This window comes from Corynebacterium sp. NML120713, from assembly GCF_001875735.1.
Taxonomy (GTDB): Bacteria; Actinomycetota; Actinomycetes; order Mycobacteriales; family Mycobacteriaceae; genus Corynebacterium; species Corynebacterium pseudogenitalium.
On the sequence record NZ_MLCR01000017.1, the window covers coordinates 1 to 15,540 of the forward strand.

Annotated in this window: 11 protein-coding genes, 4 tRNA genes and 1 pseudogene; 6 read left to right on the forward strand and 10 right to left on the reverse strand. The window is 60.2% G+C overall.

What is annotated here, in order from left to right; translation table 11 throughout:
* Positions 1-234: 234 nt before the first annotated feature.
* Both BJP06_RS09270 and mgtE read right to left on the reverse strand, forming a co-directional pair.
* Positions 235-310 (reverse strand) — tRNA-Arg (locus tag BJP06_RS09270).
* Between the two features lie 69 nt (positions 311-379).
* Positions 380-1,741 (reverse strand): magnesium transporter, encoded by a 1,362-nt coding sequence (mgtE, locus tag BJP06_RS09275; protein WP_071573651.1) that lies wholly within the window; start codon positions 1,739-1,741, stop codon positions 380-382.
* Positions 1,742-1,994: 253 nt separating this feature from the next.
* Here mgtE and BJP06_RS09280 point away from each other — a divergent pair, with 253 nt between their 5' ends.
* Positions 1,995-4,622: a hypothetical protein gene (locus BJP06_RS09280; protein WP_071573652.1), complete on the forward strand. Its 2,628-nt coding sequence runs from the start codon at positions 1,995-1,997 to the stop codon at positions 4,620-4,622.
* Between the two features lie 12 nt (positions 4,623-4,634).
* Here the strand turns inward: BJP06_RS09280 and BJP06_RS09285 are convergent, their stop codons facing one another.
* The gene (locus tag BJP06_RS09285; protein WP_071573653.1) at positions 4,635-5,459 is read right to left on the reverse strand and encodes a fumarylacetoacetate hydrolase family protein; all 825 of its coding nucleotides are present in this window, start codon (positions 5,457-5,459) and stop codon (positions 4,635-4,637) included.
* A 285-nt stretch (positions 5,460-5,744) separates the two neighbouring features.
* Here BJP06_RS09285 and BJP06_RS09290 point away from each other — a divergent pair, with 285 nt between their 5' ends.
* Complete coding sequence (locus BJP06_RS09290) at positions 5,745-6,239, forward strand: hypothetical protein (protein ID WP_239317643.1); 495 nt, start codon at positions 5,745-5,747, stop codon at positions 6,237-6,239.
* Positions 6,240-6,255: 16 nt separating this feature from the next.
* Here BJP06_RS09290 and pbp2m read toward each other — a convergent pair whose 3' ends face one another.
* The 3 genes from pbp2m to BJP06_RS09305 form a co-directional block, all read right to left on the reverse strand.
* Entirely contained in the window at positions 6,256-8,037 is a 1,782-nt protein-coding gene (gene pbp2m, locus BJP06_RS09295; RefSeq protein WP_071573654.1) for a penicillin-binding protein PBP2M, read from the reverse strand.
* Between the two features lie 113 nt (positions 8,038-8,150).
* Positions 8,151-8,981 (reverse strand): serine hydrolase, encoded by an 831-nt coding sequence (locus tag BJP06_RS09300; protein ID WP_012360808.1) that lies wholly within the window; start codon positions 8,979-8,981, stop codon positions 8,151-8,153.
* Positions 8,978-9,838, reverse strand: a complete 861-nt coding sequence (locus tag BJP06_RS09305) for a LysR family transcriptional regulator (protein ID WP_012360809.1) — start codon at positions 9,836-9,838, stop codon at positions 8,978-8,980. Before BJP06_RS09305 ends, BJP06_RS09300 begins: the two co-directional genes overlap by 4 nt.
* A gap of 159 nt (positions 9,839-9,997) precedes the next feature.
* Here BJP06_RS09305 and BJP06_RS12460 point away from each other — a divergent pair.
* Positions 9,998-10,933, forward strand: a pseudogene (locus BJP06_RS12460) (helicase-associated domain-containing protein); the annotation flags it as partial.
* Between the two features lie 128 nt (positions 10,934-11,061).
* On the opposite strand, the gene BJP06_RS09325 reads toward BJP06_RS12460, so the two are convergent.
* The 3 genes from BJP06_RS09325 to BJP06_RS09335 form a co-directional block, all read right to left on the reverse strand.
* Positions 11,062-11,137 (reverse strand) — tRNA-Arg (locus BJP06_RS09325).
* A gap of 1 nt (position 11,138) precedes the next feature.
* Positions 11,139-11,230 (reverse strand) — tRNA-Ser (locus BJP06_RS09330).
* Between the two features lie 81 nt (positions 11,231-11,311).
* Positions 11,312-11,396 (reverse strand) — tRNA-Ser (locus BJP06_RS09335).
* Positions 11,397-11,458: 62 nt separating this feature from the next.
* On the opposite strand from BJP06_RS09335, the gene BJP06_RS09340 reads away from it, so the two are divergent.
* Positions 11,459-12,457 carry an NAD(P)H-quinone oxidoreductase gene (locus BJP06_RS09340; protein WP_071573656.1) on the forward strand — a complete coding sequence of 333 codons (999 nt, stop codon included), beginning with the start codon at positions 11,459-11,461 and terminating at the stop codon, positions 12,455-12,457.
* On the opposite strand, the gene BJP06_RS09345 is transcribed toward BJP06_RS09340, so the two are convergent.
* Positions 12,454-13,719: an aminotransferase class V-fold PLP-dependent enzyme gene (locus tag BJP06_RS09345; protein ID WP_240492758.1), complete on the reverse strand. Its 1,266-nt coding sequence runs from the start codon at positions 13,717-13,719 to the stop codon at positions 12,454-12,456. The two genes, BJP06_RS09340 and BJP06_RS09345, sit on opposite strands and share 4 nt — an antisense overlap.
* An 80-nt stretch (positions 13,720-13,799) precedes the next feature.
* Here BJP06_RS09345 and BJP06_RS09350 point away from each other — a divergent pair, with 80 nt between their 5' ends.
* Both BJP06_RS09350 and BJP06_RS09355 read left to right on the forward strand, forming a co-directional pair.
* Positions 13,800-14,690 (forward strand): ABC transporter permease, encoded by an 891-nt coding sequence (locus tag BJP06_RS09350; protein ID WP_070363295.1) that lies wholly within the window; start codon positions 13,800-13,802, stop codon positions 14,688-14,690.
* 16 nt (positions 14,691-14,706) lie between these two features.
* Positions 14,707-15,495, forward strand: a complete 789-nt coding sequence (locus BJP06_RS09355) for an ABC transporter ATP-binding protein (protein WP_070363296.1) — start codon at positions 14,707-14,709, stop codon at positions 15,493-15,495.
* Positions 15,496-15,540: the final 45 nt, after the last annotated feature.

The window sequence follows — 15,540 nt, forward strand, 5'->3', positions numbered from 1 at the left end:
CCGGCATTGATGGTCAGTGGAACCCCAGCTTAGGCGTGAGAAAAGGGTGGGCTGGACGCAGCTAAACACACACAAAATGTCCCTTATCGCGACACGCCGTAAAAACACACAAAATGTCCCTTAAGCCCGACAGTGGGATTCACACCCTCAATCCCCACGCGTGCAATCTTTTGGCACCGCCTCAAAGAATAAAGCAGAAACCCCAGCCCACACGCGGTGGACTGGGGTTTTATTTGGTGCGCCCGGAGGGATTCGAACCCCCAACCTTCTGATCCGTAGTCAGATGCTCTATCCGTTGAGCCACGGGCGCGGTGTTTTGCTGCCTTGTAGGCAACGAAAGAGACTCTACACCGAAACTGCGAGTGCAGCAAAACGCCTGTTAGATGCCCAGAACCGCCTTCGCAATAAAGAAGTAGATAATCAGACCGGTGGCATCACAGAACGTAGAGATAAACGGGTTAGAGAACACGGCTGGGTCGGCGCCAATGGTCTTAGCGATGATTGGCATCACACCGCCCACGGTTGCGGCCATCGTGCATACGAGCAGCAGCGTCAACCCAATGACAATGCCCACCGACTGCCCGAACACCAGCCCTGCCAGCACAAACCCCAACGTTCCGAGCACGGCACCGAGAAGCATACCCACCCGCATTTCGCGCCACGCCACCTTAGCCACGTCGCGATTACGGACGTCATTGAGTGCGAGCGCGCGAGTCACGGTGGTGGCGGCCTGGTTGCCGGTGTTACCGCCGGTACCCGTCAGCAGCGGGATAAATAAGGACAACACGACGGCCTTCTCAAGCGTGTCCTCGAAGATACCGAGCACCTGCACGGTCAGAATCGCGGAGACCGCAAGCACCAGCAGCCACACGATACGGCTCTTGACCAGGGCCTGCACCGGCGTTGAGAGGTACGGGCGCTTCAGGGACTCGGACGCACCCAGGCGGGCGGTGTCCTCGCTGTCCGCTTCTTCGACGATGTCGTGGGCCTCGTCGTATGTAAATATGCCCACCAGGTGGTGCTCATTATCGACGACCGGCAAGGCCAGCAGGTTCGACGCCAGGAACCAGCGCGCGGTGTCCTCAGCCTCGTCGGAGGCGTAGGCGTACTGCGCTTCCCGCATGACCTCGGAAACGGGTTGGTTGGCGTTGGATTGGAAGAGGCGTCGTAAAGAAACGATGCCCACGAGCGTGCGGTGCGTATCCGTGACGGGGACGGTGTAGATCGTCTCCAGACTGTCGACGTTCTCGCGGAGATTATCGACGACCTCCTTGACCGTCATCTCTGGCGTGACCAGCGGCACCTCCGGCGACATGGTGCGGCCGACGGTACCCTTCTCGTAGCCGAGGACGACGTTGGTAACGCGCTGGTCGTCCTCGTCGAGCTCGTGCATGAGGCGGGCGGCGACCTCGGGAGGAAGCTCGTCGAGGAGGGCCACGCGGTCCTCGGCGCCGAGGGCGTCGAAGAAGCCGACGACGGCTTCGTCGCCAAGTGCGGTGACCATGTCTGCCTGGTGCGCCGGGTCCAGCACGTCGAAGACGACCGCAGAGCGCTCCGGCGACAGCAGACGCAGAATCTTCGCACCGTTCGTGACATCGGTGCGCTCAATCATCGCGATAATGTCCTTGAGGCGGACGTGCTTCAGCTGCTCCTGAAGCTCGGAGAGCTCCTCTATCTCAGGGTCGTGGTCCTCCAGCCGCCGCTCGAGCTCGTAGAGCTGCTCGGGGTCATTGATCTTCATCTCCACGTCCTTTCACCTCACCACGATTGGCCAAGTCAAGCACTGCAAGCGTAGCCGCACCTACCCCCGGAGGTGGAATAGCACACCTTTCGACCACCGAACTACCTGCATGTTTTGCCTATCTCTTTACATTCCTCGCCTTGGGCGGGGGTGGGAATGTTAAGTTTTACTGAACAGAAACGATATCAATCTGTGACATACCTGTGCTGCAGGTCCAGTGCAGCGTTTCCGCTCTTGAGCAAAGGACAAGTTTATGGCATACAGCACGCGCACAAAGCGCATCTCTATCGCCGCCGGTGCGCTTTCGATCGCGCTGGTCGCCCCATTCGTCAGCGTCTCGACGTCCGACCTCCCCGCAGCCCACGCCCAGACAGTGGCGACGCAGGCATCCGACTTCGACACGCCAGAAGAGGTCAACTTCTGGGACGTTGATTCGGTCCCGCTCAAAGACATCGCCCTGAACCCGGGCGACAAGGTAGAGACCTATTACAACTGGAAGACGATCGGCACGTACCGGTGGAAGGTGACCTTCGACGACCACGGCGTCCTGACCGTCGGGCGCCCGAGCGACGGCTTGGCGTTCAGCAGCAAGGTCGGCAAGACCGTCGAGATCCCGATCAAGGTCACCCCGGCCTCCGGCGAGCCCTACGAGGCCACGCTGAAGATCGCCGTCAAGGACGAAAAGCCAGCAGAGGAAACCACCACTCCGGAGACGACCCCGGCAGAAACCACCACGCCGGAAACCACCACGGCTGAGTCCGAGGCACCGTCTGAGTCCTCCGAACCGGAGACACCAGCCGAGTCTTCCGAACCGGAAGCACCAGCAGAGTCGGAGGGGACGTCGACAAGCGAGGAAGCCCCAGCCCCTGAGGCGCCGAAGTTTGACTTCGACAAGACCTACGAGGCCGAGAACTTCTGGAACAAAGAAACAGTGCCTGTGCCGGACGCCAAGCTCGAGCCCGGCGACAAGATCGCGTCGACCTACTGGGACAGCACCACGCGCTGGCCGGTGACCGTCGATGCGGAGGGCAACCTGACCATCGGGAAGCCGTGGAACAAGATCACCTTCAACAACGCCATCAAGGCTGGTAGCGCGGATATTCCGGTCACCATCACGCCCAAGGAGGGCGAGCCGTACTCCGGCACCCTGAAGGTCAAGCTCACCGACACCATGCCTCCCGCCGAGTGGGAAAGCGACCTGCCGGACTTCAGCAAGATCTACTCAGTCGACTTCGAGAAGCAGCGCGTGAAGCCGGTTCCGGGCCTCACCCTGCCGGAGAACGTCACGATTGAGCGCAGCGGCGCGAAGTACCCGCTCTGGTCCTTCACCAACCTCAACGGCGAAGTGCAGGTCAACGCACCTGCCACCTTCACCCCGGGCGTATTCGACCTGCCAGTCAAAATTAGCGACGGCACCTCCACCGTCGAGCGCACCATCCGCATCAATGCCACCAACCCGCAGACCACTGGCGGGGAAATCGCGAAGGGTGTCGGCGGCGTCCTCGGCCCGATCCTGGGCGGCCTGATCGGCGGCGGCACCGGCGGCATCGGCGGCGCTATCGGTAACTTGCTCGGCGGCCTCATCGGTGGCGGCTCCGGCGGCTCTGGTGAGGACGGCAAGGGCGGCTCGGGCGGCGGGCTGCTCGGCAGCCTGAAGGGCGCGCTCGAGGGCATCGTCAAGGTTGAAGACGGCGCGATCCGCATCGAGAACAACGGCAACAACAACGGCCATGTCACCGTCACCGGCAACGCGAACCCGACCGTGAACATTTCCGACAACGGTTCCAACAACGGTAACCCGCAGGTCAGCGTCGTTGTCACGGATAACGCCAAGGTCCACGACAACGGCAACGTCACCATCACGGGCAACGCCAACCCGACCGTGAACATTTCCGACAACGGCAACAACAACGGCAACCCAAACGTTGTTGTGACCAACAACGCGAACCCGACGGTCAACATCACCGATAACGCGAACAACAACGCGTCGAACAACGGCAACCCGGACATCAAGATCTCGGATAACGCCAAGGCGTCCGTTGTTGTGACCAACAACGCGAACCCGACCGTCAACGTCTCCGATAACGCGTCGAACAACGGCAACCCAAACGTCGTGGTCACCAACAACGCGAACCCGACCGTCAACGTCTCCGATAACGCGTCGAACAACGGCAACCCAAACGTCGTGGTCACCAACAACGCCAACCCGACCGTCAACGTCTCCGATAACGCCAACAACAACGGCAACCCAGACGTGAAGATCTCTGACAACGCTAAGGCGACCGTCGTGGTCACCAACAACGCGAACCCGACCGTCAACGTTTCGGACAACGGCAACAACAACGGCAACCCAGACATCAAGGTCTCCGATAACGCGAACCCGAACGTGCAGGGCATCCCGCTCAGCTCCGGCGGCGGCTCCTCCAAGCGCGGCGGCCAAGGCGACAAAGGCCAGGGCCAGGGCGCTGGCAATGGCGGCTCCTCGAACCTGAACGCGCGCGTCGGCGCCGAGGGCGGCATCTCCGACCCACGCTGCATCGCGACCCTGGTCGGCCTCGGCCTTCCGCTGCTGGCCGCAATCCCGGTTGCACTGTCGAACCAGCTCGGTATTCAGGCTGCGGGCGTCGATAAGAACTCGATTGACCGCGCACTCCGCGACACCGCCCGCTCCCTCAACGTCGACGCAAACACGCTGACTGCGGTCGGCGGCGGCCTGGTCGGCGTCGTGGTGACCCTGCTGGCGATCGCCGGCCTGCGCAGCTGCATCCCGAACGTCAAGGACATCGACATCACCGTCGGCAGCTCCGGCAACCAGGGCCAGCAGCCGACCGGCTCAGTGACCACCACCGCGCCAGTCGTCCCCACCACCCCAGCGAAGTAAGGGCGCCGGGCGCTACTCGAACACAGTGCGGTTCGAGATGCGCCCCAACCCCTCAATCTCAATCGTGACGACGTCCCCGTCGCCCACATAACGCTTCGGGTCGCGCGCATGCCCAACCCCGCCCGGCGTACCAGTCAAGATGGTGTCGCCGGGGTTCAGCGGGTAAATGTGCGAAATGTACTCAATCAGAAACTCCGGCGTGAACACCAGGTCAGACGTCGAATCGTTCTGCACCACCTCGCCGTTGAGGCGCGTCGTGAGTTGACCCGCACCCGCCCACTCGTCGCGAGTGGTCAGCCACGGCCCGAATCCCGCGGACTTCTCCAGGGACTTGCCCTGGTGCCACTGCAGGGTGGAGTACTGGTAGTCGCGCATCGTGTAATCATTGGCCACCGCGTAGCCCGCGATGTAGTCAGCCGCGTCAGCCTCTGCTACTCGACGCGCCCTCTTCCCAATCACAACCGCCAACTCCCCCTCCCAATCCAGGGCTCCCCTGGCCCATTCGGGAACGTTCACATCGTCATAGGGGCCGGTGAGGGCGTCAGCAAACTTAATGAACAGCGTCGGGACCTTCGGCAGCTCACGACCCATTTCCTTGATGTGGTTCGCGTAGTTCAGGCCGACACAAATGACCTTGCCCGGGCGAGGCACAACTGGCGCGAGATCCTTGTCCTGGAAGGTGACCTGCTCCCCGTCTGCCGCGGCAAGCTCCTGCCAGTTTTCTTGGGCGAGGAGCTCGCCGACATCTTGAAAGTCAAGCTTGACTGCGGTCGTTTTCCCGGTGCGGCGCGCGGCGGTCGTGGTTCCGCCGGGTTGGCGAAGTGTCATCAGTTGCATAGTGCGATTCCTTTCGGTGCGTGTGTGTACGCACGACGCTACCGGCCCGCATATGCGCGCGCACCAGATTCGCCAATTCGCGCGAACGGGCTCGGCGTTTTCCCAGTTCGCTGATGGGCTGGGAGGGAATTTGGTGTCCCTCCCAGCCGATTGAGTGCCAAAGGACGCAATACGAAAAATCGGCCCGGACATATGACCAGGTCACGAAAGTGCTAGACAATAAGGGCTACGTCCATTGGGCGCTATGACGCCCCATGGAAGGACATCGAGGCCTTCCTGGATCGCATGTCCCCCGGCGGTCTCTCGTCCGTTCCCCAGTCCCTGCGGTATTTGATTGACGACGCCACCAGGGCATTCCAGCAGGGCTCCGCCACCGAACCCCACTCGGCTCGTGTCCCGTCTCGCGTGGATACTCCCCAGCGCAACATCATGGACATCACTGGGGACTCCACCGAGATCGCCTCGGAGATCGACGGCGCCGTGGAGGGTTTTCGCCGCGCCCACGACCAGGCCATCGCCGTGGACCCGGCGGACGGCACGAAGGCCTCGGACACCCGGACCTTCCGCTCGCCGCGGGAGATCATGTCCGAGCTGCGCCGCGCCTATACCGCGGGCACACAGGTGCGCCTGCACTACGTGGACTATGCGGGTGCCACCAGCCATGACTGGATCTCCATCGTGATGATGACCCCCTCCACCATCTCCGCGGTGCTCGAATCCACCGGGGAGAGCCTCACGATCCAACCCCACCGCATCGCTGCGGTGGACGTGCCGTGCTAGAGGTTATGACGCAAGTTTATTGAATTCCAGAGAATTTCTGAACATCCGGCGAGCGAAGGAAACGCCCGGCCATTTCCACAGCTGGCTGAGAAGAATCTCCTTCGATTACAAGGGACGCAATCGCCAATTCCCCTGTCGTTCCAGCGAACCAGCCATTGGAAAGCTTGCCATCAATTTCTGCTGTACCAGTCTTTCCGCCAAGTGCACTAAGATCACTCAACGACCTAGCTGAACCGTGGTCAATTGTTGATTTCATCATCGTCCGGAGGCTTTGAATAGTTGTATCGCTGACATGCTGGTCTGCCTGTTTATTCACTACTGTCTGTTCGCCTTGAATGAGCTGTGGAGGAACAAGCAAGCCGCCGTTAGCGACAGTCGATTGCATGAGCGCAATCCCAAATGGACTAGCTAGAACCTCGCCCTGTCCAATAGAAGCCTCCACACGAGGAGGTCCAGCCGGTGTCCGCGGCACCGAACCAGTAAGTGTGGTCATCCCTGGTACGTCGAAGTCGGAGCCAATTCCGAGTTCTAAAGCAGTCCGTTGCAGATCATCTTCTCCCAAACGATCCGAAATGACCGCTTGGGTTGTGTTACATGATTGGGCGAAAGCTTCTTCCAGTCGAACGCTACCTAGATCGAAGTCATGATCGTTGGGAATCTTGCGTCCAGCGACGGTGATATTGCTAGGACAAGGTAGTTCCTCATCCATGCTGACTGCCCCTGCCTCTAGTGCCGCCGCTGTGGTCACAGTTTTGAACGTCGATCCCGGTGGGAATAGCCCGGTGAGTGCGATTGGCCCTTGGTTATTTGCCTTGTCATTTTGTGCAACGGCAAGGACACCTCCTGTTCTAGGATTGAGCACGACTAGAACTGCGGCACGTTGCTCACTGTCCACTGCTTGTTTTGCTGCGCTTTGCAGTGTGTTATCCAGAGTGGTTACGATTGGCTGAACTCGGCGAGGCGGCTCAGAGGCTACCGTCGTCATACCTTGTGAACTCTCAGCGCGTATCGACCATCCTGAATTAGCATCGAGCACTGACTCCCAATATTTGTTCAATTCAGCATCCATCGGAGAGTTAAGAGTTTTGGACACGCTTAAGAGACGCCCCTGCTCCACAGTGGAAATTCCCTCAAAGGTCCTAAGTTGCTCTTGTATCTTCCGGAATTCTTCCTGCCTCAAAGTGAGGAGCACGGTGTCTTCATCCTGAGACTCTCCCAAGGTCTGCTCGATCCACTCCTTAGTCGTTGTGGGAGACACTGGTGCAAAAATCTGGGCCAATTCCTGCGCTCTAGAGGCTATATCTTTGCGACCTCGTACCTGAATAACTTTCGTCCAGGTCATATAATCATTGCCCAAGCGATCTTTAATTGGAAGATCGTACTGTTTATCTTCAGCAAAAAAGAGTGCGGAATCATCGCTCAACTGAGCTTCGAAGATCGAAGGCAACCATTGAGGCTTACCATCCTGTCCACTAAGGACGAGCCGACCATTGCTCTCCAACTCCACACCATCTTTGGACCAAGTCACATGAGTATTCTGCTTTCCATTGGAAATATCAGATTTTTCGATGTTGACCTTCACACCATGAAGTGACTGCCGAAATTCATGAAGGGCGCGCTCCGGGTCTGGATGATCCAGATACCGTGCAGCCTTGCTGTCATCTCCCGCGTTGAAAGCTTTGAGAAATACGTCTGAGTCTGATTCCCACGGTAGAGCTGAACAGCTGCTCAACATCACTGCGGAGAGCGAACAGAGTGCAATCACCGACTGACGGAAACGATTGTGCTTAGTCATCATGGGAGTGACGTTAAGTGAGACGCATTGGATGCCACCAATATCACATAATGCAATTGTCTCATTTCATTCACATATAGGCGATGGTAGAAGTGTGTATTCAAGTGGCAGAAATTCTAACGAAGAGCGTCCACGAGCAGTCTAGCCACTTCGCCAATAGCACCATCGTGAGTACTCATTGCTTGTTCTGGCACCACCTGTTTCAGCATGATGGACACCACAATGGGCTCCTCGCCCTCAACCTGGATAATCGAAGCTTCACCATGGAGAAGTCCTACAGTGCCCGTTTTTCCATAGATATCAACGCCGCTTGGAGGAAAGCCTGAAGGAACACGGTGACGCCACACCTGCAACCCCAAGAGTTCACACATAGATCGACGTACCGCTGCACTATCGTCTTTCCAAACCTGTTCCAAGTCATTAGTTATTTCCGCCAACGAAGAGACTGCAGAAAACGCTATATCTGTACTACTCCCCCCTTGGGATTGAACATATTGACGCAATTGTTTCTCCGCCGTCACTAAGCTATTCCGATCTTGCAAGTCATAATGAGGTGGAAACCGTTTAAGAAATGCTTCTCGAGCCCACGCAGGCAGTAGACGCAAAATCTCGTGGGCGGCCACGTTATCTGACACCGATGCGACTTGTTTCATTAAGTCTCGGAGACTCACGTTCACTGCGTCATCAAAGGCAGCGAACCCATACCCTTCGTAAGTTCCTTTGGACGGTGCAACGTCAACACGAAGACGAGGATCCAGATCACCTCGTTGAATCGCTTCCAAAGTGAGGTGGAGGAGCCGGATTTTATATAAGGATGCCACCGTAATTTTCTCGTCTTGTTTGCGTCCGATAGTCACCCCATCGTGCAGTCGCGATGCACACCACCATCCCTCACACCCCGACCGCGTCAACACGTTTTCCAGGGCCATCTCCATCCGTGCAGTCATTGGTTAATCCTTCGACAAATTCTTTCGGCGACCGCCATGGCCTCGGCGCCATTGTCCATCCCACCTCGGCGAACCACTACATCCACGGAAAAATCGAAACGGGAAGGAAGCTCAATAGCATTGTCAAACTGGTGAAAACCGCGAAATACCAAAGACATCCCCTCCCCTCTTCCAATCAATAAGCCCCTACCTAGAGCATCCTCTGAATCATTAATTTCGCAAGACACACCCGACCGAAATAGCTCTCTCGCCAAACCACTGGCTGCACTTGAATTGTCATTCAGGTTCTCCACCAGCAGATTCAATTGAGACAAGGTCTTATCCAACCTTGAATACCCCGGCGGCACCACTAGATCACGTGACAGAGAAAACTGCCTCGCACTGCGGTGAGTACCCAAGGGAACCGGAGCTTGAACAAGCCCCGCATGAATAGCGCCTTCTTCAACACGGGCAAGAATCTCAACAGAAGGCAGTGACGACAAAACTACTCCATCATGCTGCTGTGCCTTTGCTGCAATACGCGATCCTATCTCGCTTGGAAGCGCACTACTGATGGCCAAACGAAACCCGCTTTGCGCACCACTTCGGATACCGTCAATCATCGAATGCATAGTCTGAAGATCGCGATTAATCACCCGGGCATATGGAAGCAAGGTCAACCCTGCCTCGGTTAGTTTCACTTCCCCCGCCCCTCGGATAAATAGCGGTGTACCTACACCAGCTTCTAAGCGCTTAATGGCATTGGAGACAGGCGGCTGACTCACTCCCAGTCGCGCTGCCGCCGCTGTAAAACTACCGGTCTCCGCTAAAGCCACGAAATACTGCCATTGGCGCAGATTTCCCGTCTGAGCAATCATGGGTCTCAGTATAGTGGAGCACGAGTTCGCACCACTGCAGCGTAAAATGATGTCTTTGGCTTGAGCAACACCGTCGCGGTGGCGTCGATAAACAAAAAGGAAGTGACACACAGCGTGGGCATTGGAAACGGACCGCTCATTGTGCAGTCGGATAAGACCGTGCTGCTGGAAATCGACCACGAACAGGCGCAGGAGGCACGCACCGCGCTGGCACCGTTCGCGGAACTGGAGCGCGCCCCAGAGCACGTGCACACCTACCGCATCACCCCGCTGGCGCTGTGGAACGCCCGCGCGGCAGGGCACGACGCGGAGCAGATCATGGACGTGCTGGAAACCTACTCGCGGTTCCCCGCCCCGCAGCCGCTGCTCATCGACATTGCCGACACGATGGATCGCTACGGGCGGCTGAAGCTCATCAAGCACCCAGCGCACGGGCTCGTGCTAGAGACGACGGACAGGGCTGTGCTGACGGAGATCCGGCGTCACAAAAAGATCAAGCCCATGTTGGGCGCAGAGATCGACGAGGACTCGATCGTTGTGCACCCTTCCGAGCGCGGCAGGCTCAAGCAGGAACTGCTGAAGGTCGGCTGGCCCGCAGAGGACCTGGCGGGATACGTCGACGGCGAGGCACACCCCATCGAGCTGTCGCAGGAACACGAAGAATGGCAGCTGCGCGACTACCAGGAGATGGCGGCCGATAGCTTCTGGGAAGGCGGCTCGGGCGTGGTAGTGCTGCCATGTGGTGCGGGCAAGACGATGGTCGGCGCGGCCGCGATGTCCAAGGCAAAGGCCACCACCCTGATCCTGGTGACGAACACCGTCGCGGGCAGGCAGTGGAAGGACGAGCTAGTGCGCCGCACCTCCCTGACGGAGGATGAAATCGGCGAATACTCCGGAGAGAAGAAGGAGATCCGCCCCGTGACCATCGCCACCTACCAAGTGGTCACGCGCAAGTCGAAGGGCGAATACCGGGCGCTGGAGCTGTTCGACTCCCGCGACTGGGGCTTAATCATTTACGACGAGGTTCACCTGCTGCCTGCCCCGGTGTTCCGCATGACCTCCGACCTGCAGTCTCGCCGCCGTCTGGGGCTCACCGCCACCCTGGTGCGCGAGGACGGCCGCGAAGGCGACGTATTCAGCCTGATCGGGCCTCCATTGGCACTGAGACACTGGCACAAGCAACACAACAAACCCCAGCCAACACAGTGGACTGGGGTTTCATCTGGTGCGCCCGGAGGGATTCGAACCCCCAACCTTCTGATCCGTAGTCAGATGCTCTATCCGTTGAGCCACGGGCGCGTGGCGGAGACGACAGGATTTGAACCTGCGGCCCTCCGCAAAGAGGGCAACTCCTTAGCAGGGAGCCCCATTCGGCCGCTCTGGCACGTCTCCAGACCTTCGCCCATAGTACACACACCTCGAACGGGGAACAAAACGAAGGCCCCTCACCAACCGGTAAGGGGCCTTCACTTGCGGAGACGAGGGGATTTGAACCCCTGGAGGTGTGACCCTCGCTGGTTTTCAAGACCAGTGCATTCGGCCGCTCTGCCACGTCTCCAATGCTGCGTGATTCTACAGCACCGCCTTGCCGAACGCGAAAATTCAGTACGCTGGCGCGGTATGAGCACACAGAACACACACAACGCGAACACTATGCAGGCCATCGTCCAGACTGATACCTCGGACCCGCAAGCCCTCGAGCTGACTACCGTTCCCCTCCCGGAGCTGAAGGAGGGTGAGGTGCTGGTGAAAGTGCACGCCGCGGGTGTGAATCGCGGGGACCTGATGCAGGCGAAGGGGATGTACCCGCCGCCGAAGGGTGAGTCGGAAATTATGGGGTTGGAATGCGCGGGCGCCATCGCCGATCCGGGCACGACCGGCCGCCAGCCGGGCGAGGAAGTCGGCTGCCTGCTGGCGGGCGGCGGCTACGCCGAGTACGTGGCGGTGCCGGAGGGCCAGCTCACGCCGAAGCCGACCAACCTCACTCTCACGGAGACCGCCGGCGTTGTGGAGGCGGCCGCCACGGTGTGGTCGAACCTGGGGATGGTCGCCGGGTTGCAGTCCGGGAACAAGGTGCTCATCCACGGCGGGGCGGGCGGCATCGGCTCCTTCGCCATCCAGCTGTGCAAAGCCATGGGCTGCGAAGTCGCCGTGACCGCGGGGAGCGCCGAGAAGCTCGAGTACTGCAGGCAGCTCGGCGCGGACAGGCTCATCAATTACAAGGAGCAGCGCTTCGAGGAGGAGCTCGCAGGCTGGGCGGACATCATCCTGGACGTCATCGGCGGCTCCTATCTGGAGGCCAACATCAAGTCGCTTGCGGTGGACGGCAGGCTCGTCGTCATTGGGCTACAAGGCGGGCCGAAGGGCACGCTGAGCCTGGGCCGTATGCTCACGCGCCGCCAATCCGTCCACGCGACCACGCTGCGCGCCCGCCCGCGCCCCATGAAGGCAGCGATCGTTGCAAGCACGGTGGAGCACGTGTGGCCACTCATTGAAGCAGGCCACATCACACCGACCATCTCCCGGACCTTCCCCCTTATCGACGCCCGCTGCGCCCACTCCTACCTCAACTCCGGCGAGCACACCGGCAAGGTAGTCCTGGAGGTCGAAACCGCTTAGGCCAGGGAGGCCACGGTGCGGATCAGCTGCTCGATGTCCACTTCCGTATTGAAGGGACCCAGCCCGACGGCGACCGCGCCGCCCATCTCGGCCACGCCCATGTCCTGCAGTAGCGGTGTGGTCGGAGCGGGCGTCGATACGATGCCGTTGGCGAACAGCCGCTGGTGCACCGTCTCTGCCGGCACGCCGTGCACACCGAAGACCAGGCGCGGGGTGTGCTCCATGCGCGAGCCCTCAGCGGCCTCGCCGGACACACCCACGATGTGCACCGACGGCAACGTGCCCAGGAAGGTGTGCAGGTCGTCGCGCAGGCCGCGCATGTAGCGCTGCGTCAGCCCCATCGAGAACTCCAGCCGGTTGCGGCGCGTCTTGCGGCGCCCCGGCTCCTCCACCAGGCGCGCGTAGTGGTCGACGATGGCGGACACCCCGCCGGCGAGGCCCGTCGATACGTCGAGCTGCAACGCCGACATATCCAGCCTTCCGAACATCGCCTCATCTCGGAACACCAGCGCCGCCACCTGCGGCCCGCCGAGCTCCGCGACGTCAATGCCCAAAATATCCGCGCCGAAGCTATCGAAGTCCATCAGGTAATACGGCGCGTACGCCGAGACGTCCGCGAGCACCCACGCGCGGGAACGATCCCGCACCGTATCCGCAATATCTGCCACGCGGACCACAGACCCCAGCACCTCATGCGCAGCAGGGACCGCCACCAGGCGCGTCGAACCGTCCACCAGCTCGCCGAACTGCCAGGCAGGCACATCGCCAGTCGCTAGATCCGTCTGCGCCCAACGCAGCTGCGCATCCTCCGCGCAGCGCGCCAACGCGTCCGTCAACACCGGGCGGTCCGCATTACACACCACCACCGACGACCGGTGCCGAAACAGCGGGCGCATCGCCAACACCAACGCCGAATACAACACCGGAAGCGACGGCCCCAACACCACACGCTCAGGCGAAACGTTGCACAGGTCGGCGATGGCGGAGCGGGCGTCGAAAAGAAAACTTTGCCCCTCGGGCACACCGACAGTCGGGCGAGCATGCGAGCCGACCCGCGGCTCCGGGCGCGCAACCGCCGTCGACATACGGAACGAACGCGCCACCGCCGCCGACACCCGCTCCGGAATCTGCGGACAATCATGTGCATTCATGTAGGTCCAGCCGTCAGAAAGGGAGGTGTACAGCCCACGCACACTAGCAACGTCATACGACTGCAACGACACCACGACCTCCTCCAGGCAACACTTCCAATCATTATGCACGCCCGAACACCGCAGCGCACCCCACCCGCAGCATGCTGCCAAAACACCGCTCAACGCACACGCAAGCTAGGGTATGAACCGTGCACAATACAAACCAGCTCCGAAACGACGTCGCAAGGATGACCTCCGAGCCACACCACGACGACGCTCCGAAATCACAGTCGAAAACACTGAAGCTGGCATTCCGCGACCTCATCCGCGGATGGGGCCAACACGAACTCTGGCTCCAACTAGGCTGGCAAGACATCAAACAGCGCTACCGGCGCTCCACCCTCGGCCCGCTCTGGATCACCATCGCCACCGGCGTGATGGCGCTCGCCCTCGGCCTCCTCTACTCCATGCTGTTCCAAATCAGCGTGCGCGAATTCCTCCCGCACGTCACCGTCGGCTTCATCATCTGGGGATTCATCTCCGGCTGCATCAAGGACGGCGCGGAAGTCTTCATCGAAAACGAAGGCCTGATCAAACAGCTGCCGTCGGCACTGTCGGTCCACGTGTACCGGCTCGTATGGCGCCAACTCCTCTTCCTGGCCCACAACCTGGTCATCTGGGTCATCCTCGTGCTCGCGTTCCGCATTCACCTCGGATGGCAAGTCCTCCTCGCCATCCCGGCGATGGCACTCCTCGTGGTCAACGGCGTGTGGGTGACCATGCTCTTCGGCATCATCGCCACCCGATTCCGCGACGTCGCCCCACTTCTGGAAGCGCTCGTGCAGCTGCTGTTCTACGTCACCCCGATCGTCTGGACCACCCACACGCTCAAGGAGCAAGGCGGCGACGTCGCTAAGCGAGCCATGCTCGCCGAAATCAACCCCCTCTACCACTACCTCGAGATCGTGCGCGCCCCCATGATCGGCCAAGAACTCGCCGGCTACCACTGGATCGTCGTCGGCGTCTGCACCATCATCGGCCTGCTGCTCGCCCTGCTCGCCATGCGCCAAATGCGCTTCCGCGTGCCGTACTGGGTCTAAGGAGAAGGAGTCACACATGGTTTCCATCGACACCTACAACGCCTGCGTCGACTTCCCAATTTTCGACGCCAAATCCCGCTCACTCAAAAAGGCAGTCATGTCCTCCGCCGGTGGCAAAATCGGCAAGAATGCCTCCAACACCGTGGTCGTCGAAGCGCTCAAGGACATCAACCTCCACCTGCGCGAAGGCGACCGCGTGGGCCTGGTCGGCCACAACGGCGCCGGCAAATCCACGTTGCTACGCTTGCTCTCCGGCATCTACGAACCCACCCGCGGCGTCGCCGACGTCCGCGGCCGCGTCGCCCCCGTCTTCGACCTCGGCGTCGGCATGGACCCCGAAATCTCCGGCTACGAAAACATCATCATCCGCGGCCTCTTCCTCGGCCAGACCCGCAAACAGATGAAAGCCAAGATGGACGAAATCGCCGAATTCTCCGAACTCGGCGACTACCTCTCCATGCCCCTGCGCACCTACTCCACCGGCATGCGCGTTCGCCTAGCCCTGGGCGTGGTCACCTCCATCGAACCCGAAATCCTGCTCCTCGACGAAGGCATCGGCGCCGTTGACTCCGCCTTCATGGCCAAAGCCCGCGTCCGGTTGGCCGAACTCGTCGAGCGCTCCGGCATCCTCGTCTTCGCCTCCCACTCCAACGACTTCCTGGCACAGTTGTGCAACACCGCCCTGTGGGTGGACAAAGGCGAAATCAGGAAAGCCGGCCTGGTCTCCGAGGTCGTGGGCGCCTACGAAGGGCCCGAAGCCGGCCAGTACGTCGACGACCTGGTCACGCGGTTCCAGGCGGAGTAGGCGCCGGGCTGGTTCGGCCCGGTTTCGGTCGGTTTTCGCTGGCCG

Bases quoted from the DNA above. Each gene is read 5' to 3' on its own strand.
- BJP06_RS09285 (WP_071573653.1), bottom strand. From the start codon at position 5,459: ATGCAACTGATGACACTTCGCCAACCCGGCGGAACCACGACCGCCGCG.
- BJP06_RS09305 (WP_012360809.1), bottom strand. From the start codon at position 9,838: ATGATTGCTCAGACGGGAAATCTGCGCCAATGGCAGTATTTCGTGGCT.
- mgtE (WP_071573651.1), bottom strand. From the start codon at position 1,741: ATGAAGATCAATGACCCCGAGCAGCTCTACGAGCTCGAGCGGCGGCTG.
- pbp2m (WP_071573654.1), bottom strand. From the start codon at position 8,037: ATGATGACTAAGCACAATCGTTTCCGTCAGTCGGTGATTGCACTCTGT.
- BJP06_RS09290 (WP_239317643.1), top strand. From the start codon at position 5,745: ATGTCCCCCGGCGGTCTCTCGTCCGTTCCCCAGTCCCTGCGGTATTTG.
- BJP06_RS09300 (WP_012360808.1), bottom strand. From the start codon at position 8,981: ATGACTGCACGGATGGAGATGGCCCTGGAAAACGTGTTGACGCGGTCG.
- BJP06_RS09355 (WP_070363296.1), top strand. From the start codon at position 14,707: ATGGTTTCCATCGACACCTACAACGCCTGCGTCGACTTCCCAATTTTC.
- BJP06_RS09280 (WP_071573652.1), top strand. From the start codon at position 1,995: ATGGCATACAGCACGCGCACAAAGCGCATCTCTATCGCCGCCGGTGCG.
- BJP06_RS09340 (WP_071573656.1), top strand. From the start codon at position 11,459: ATGAGCACACAGAACACACACAACGCGAACACTATGCAGGCCATCGTC.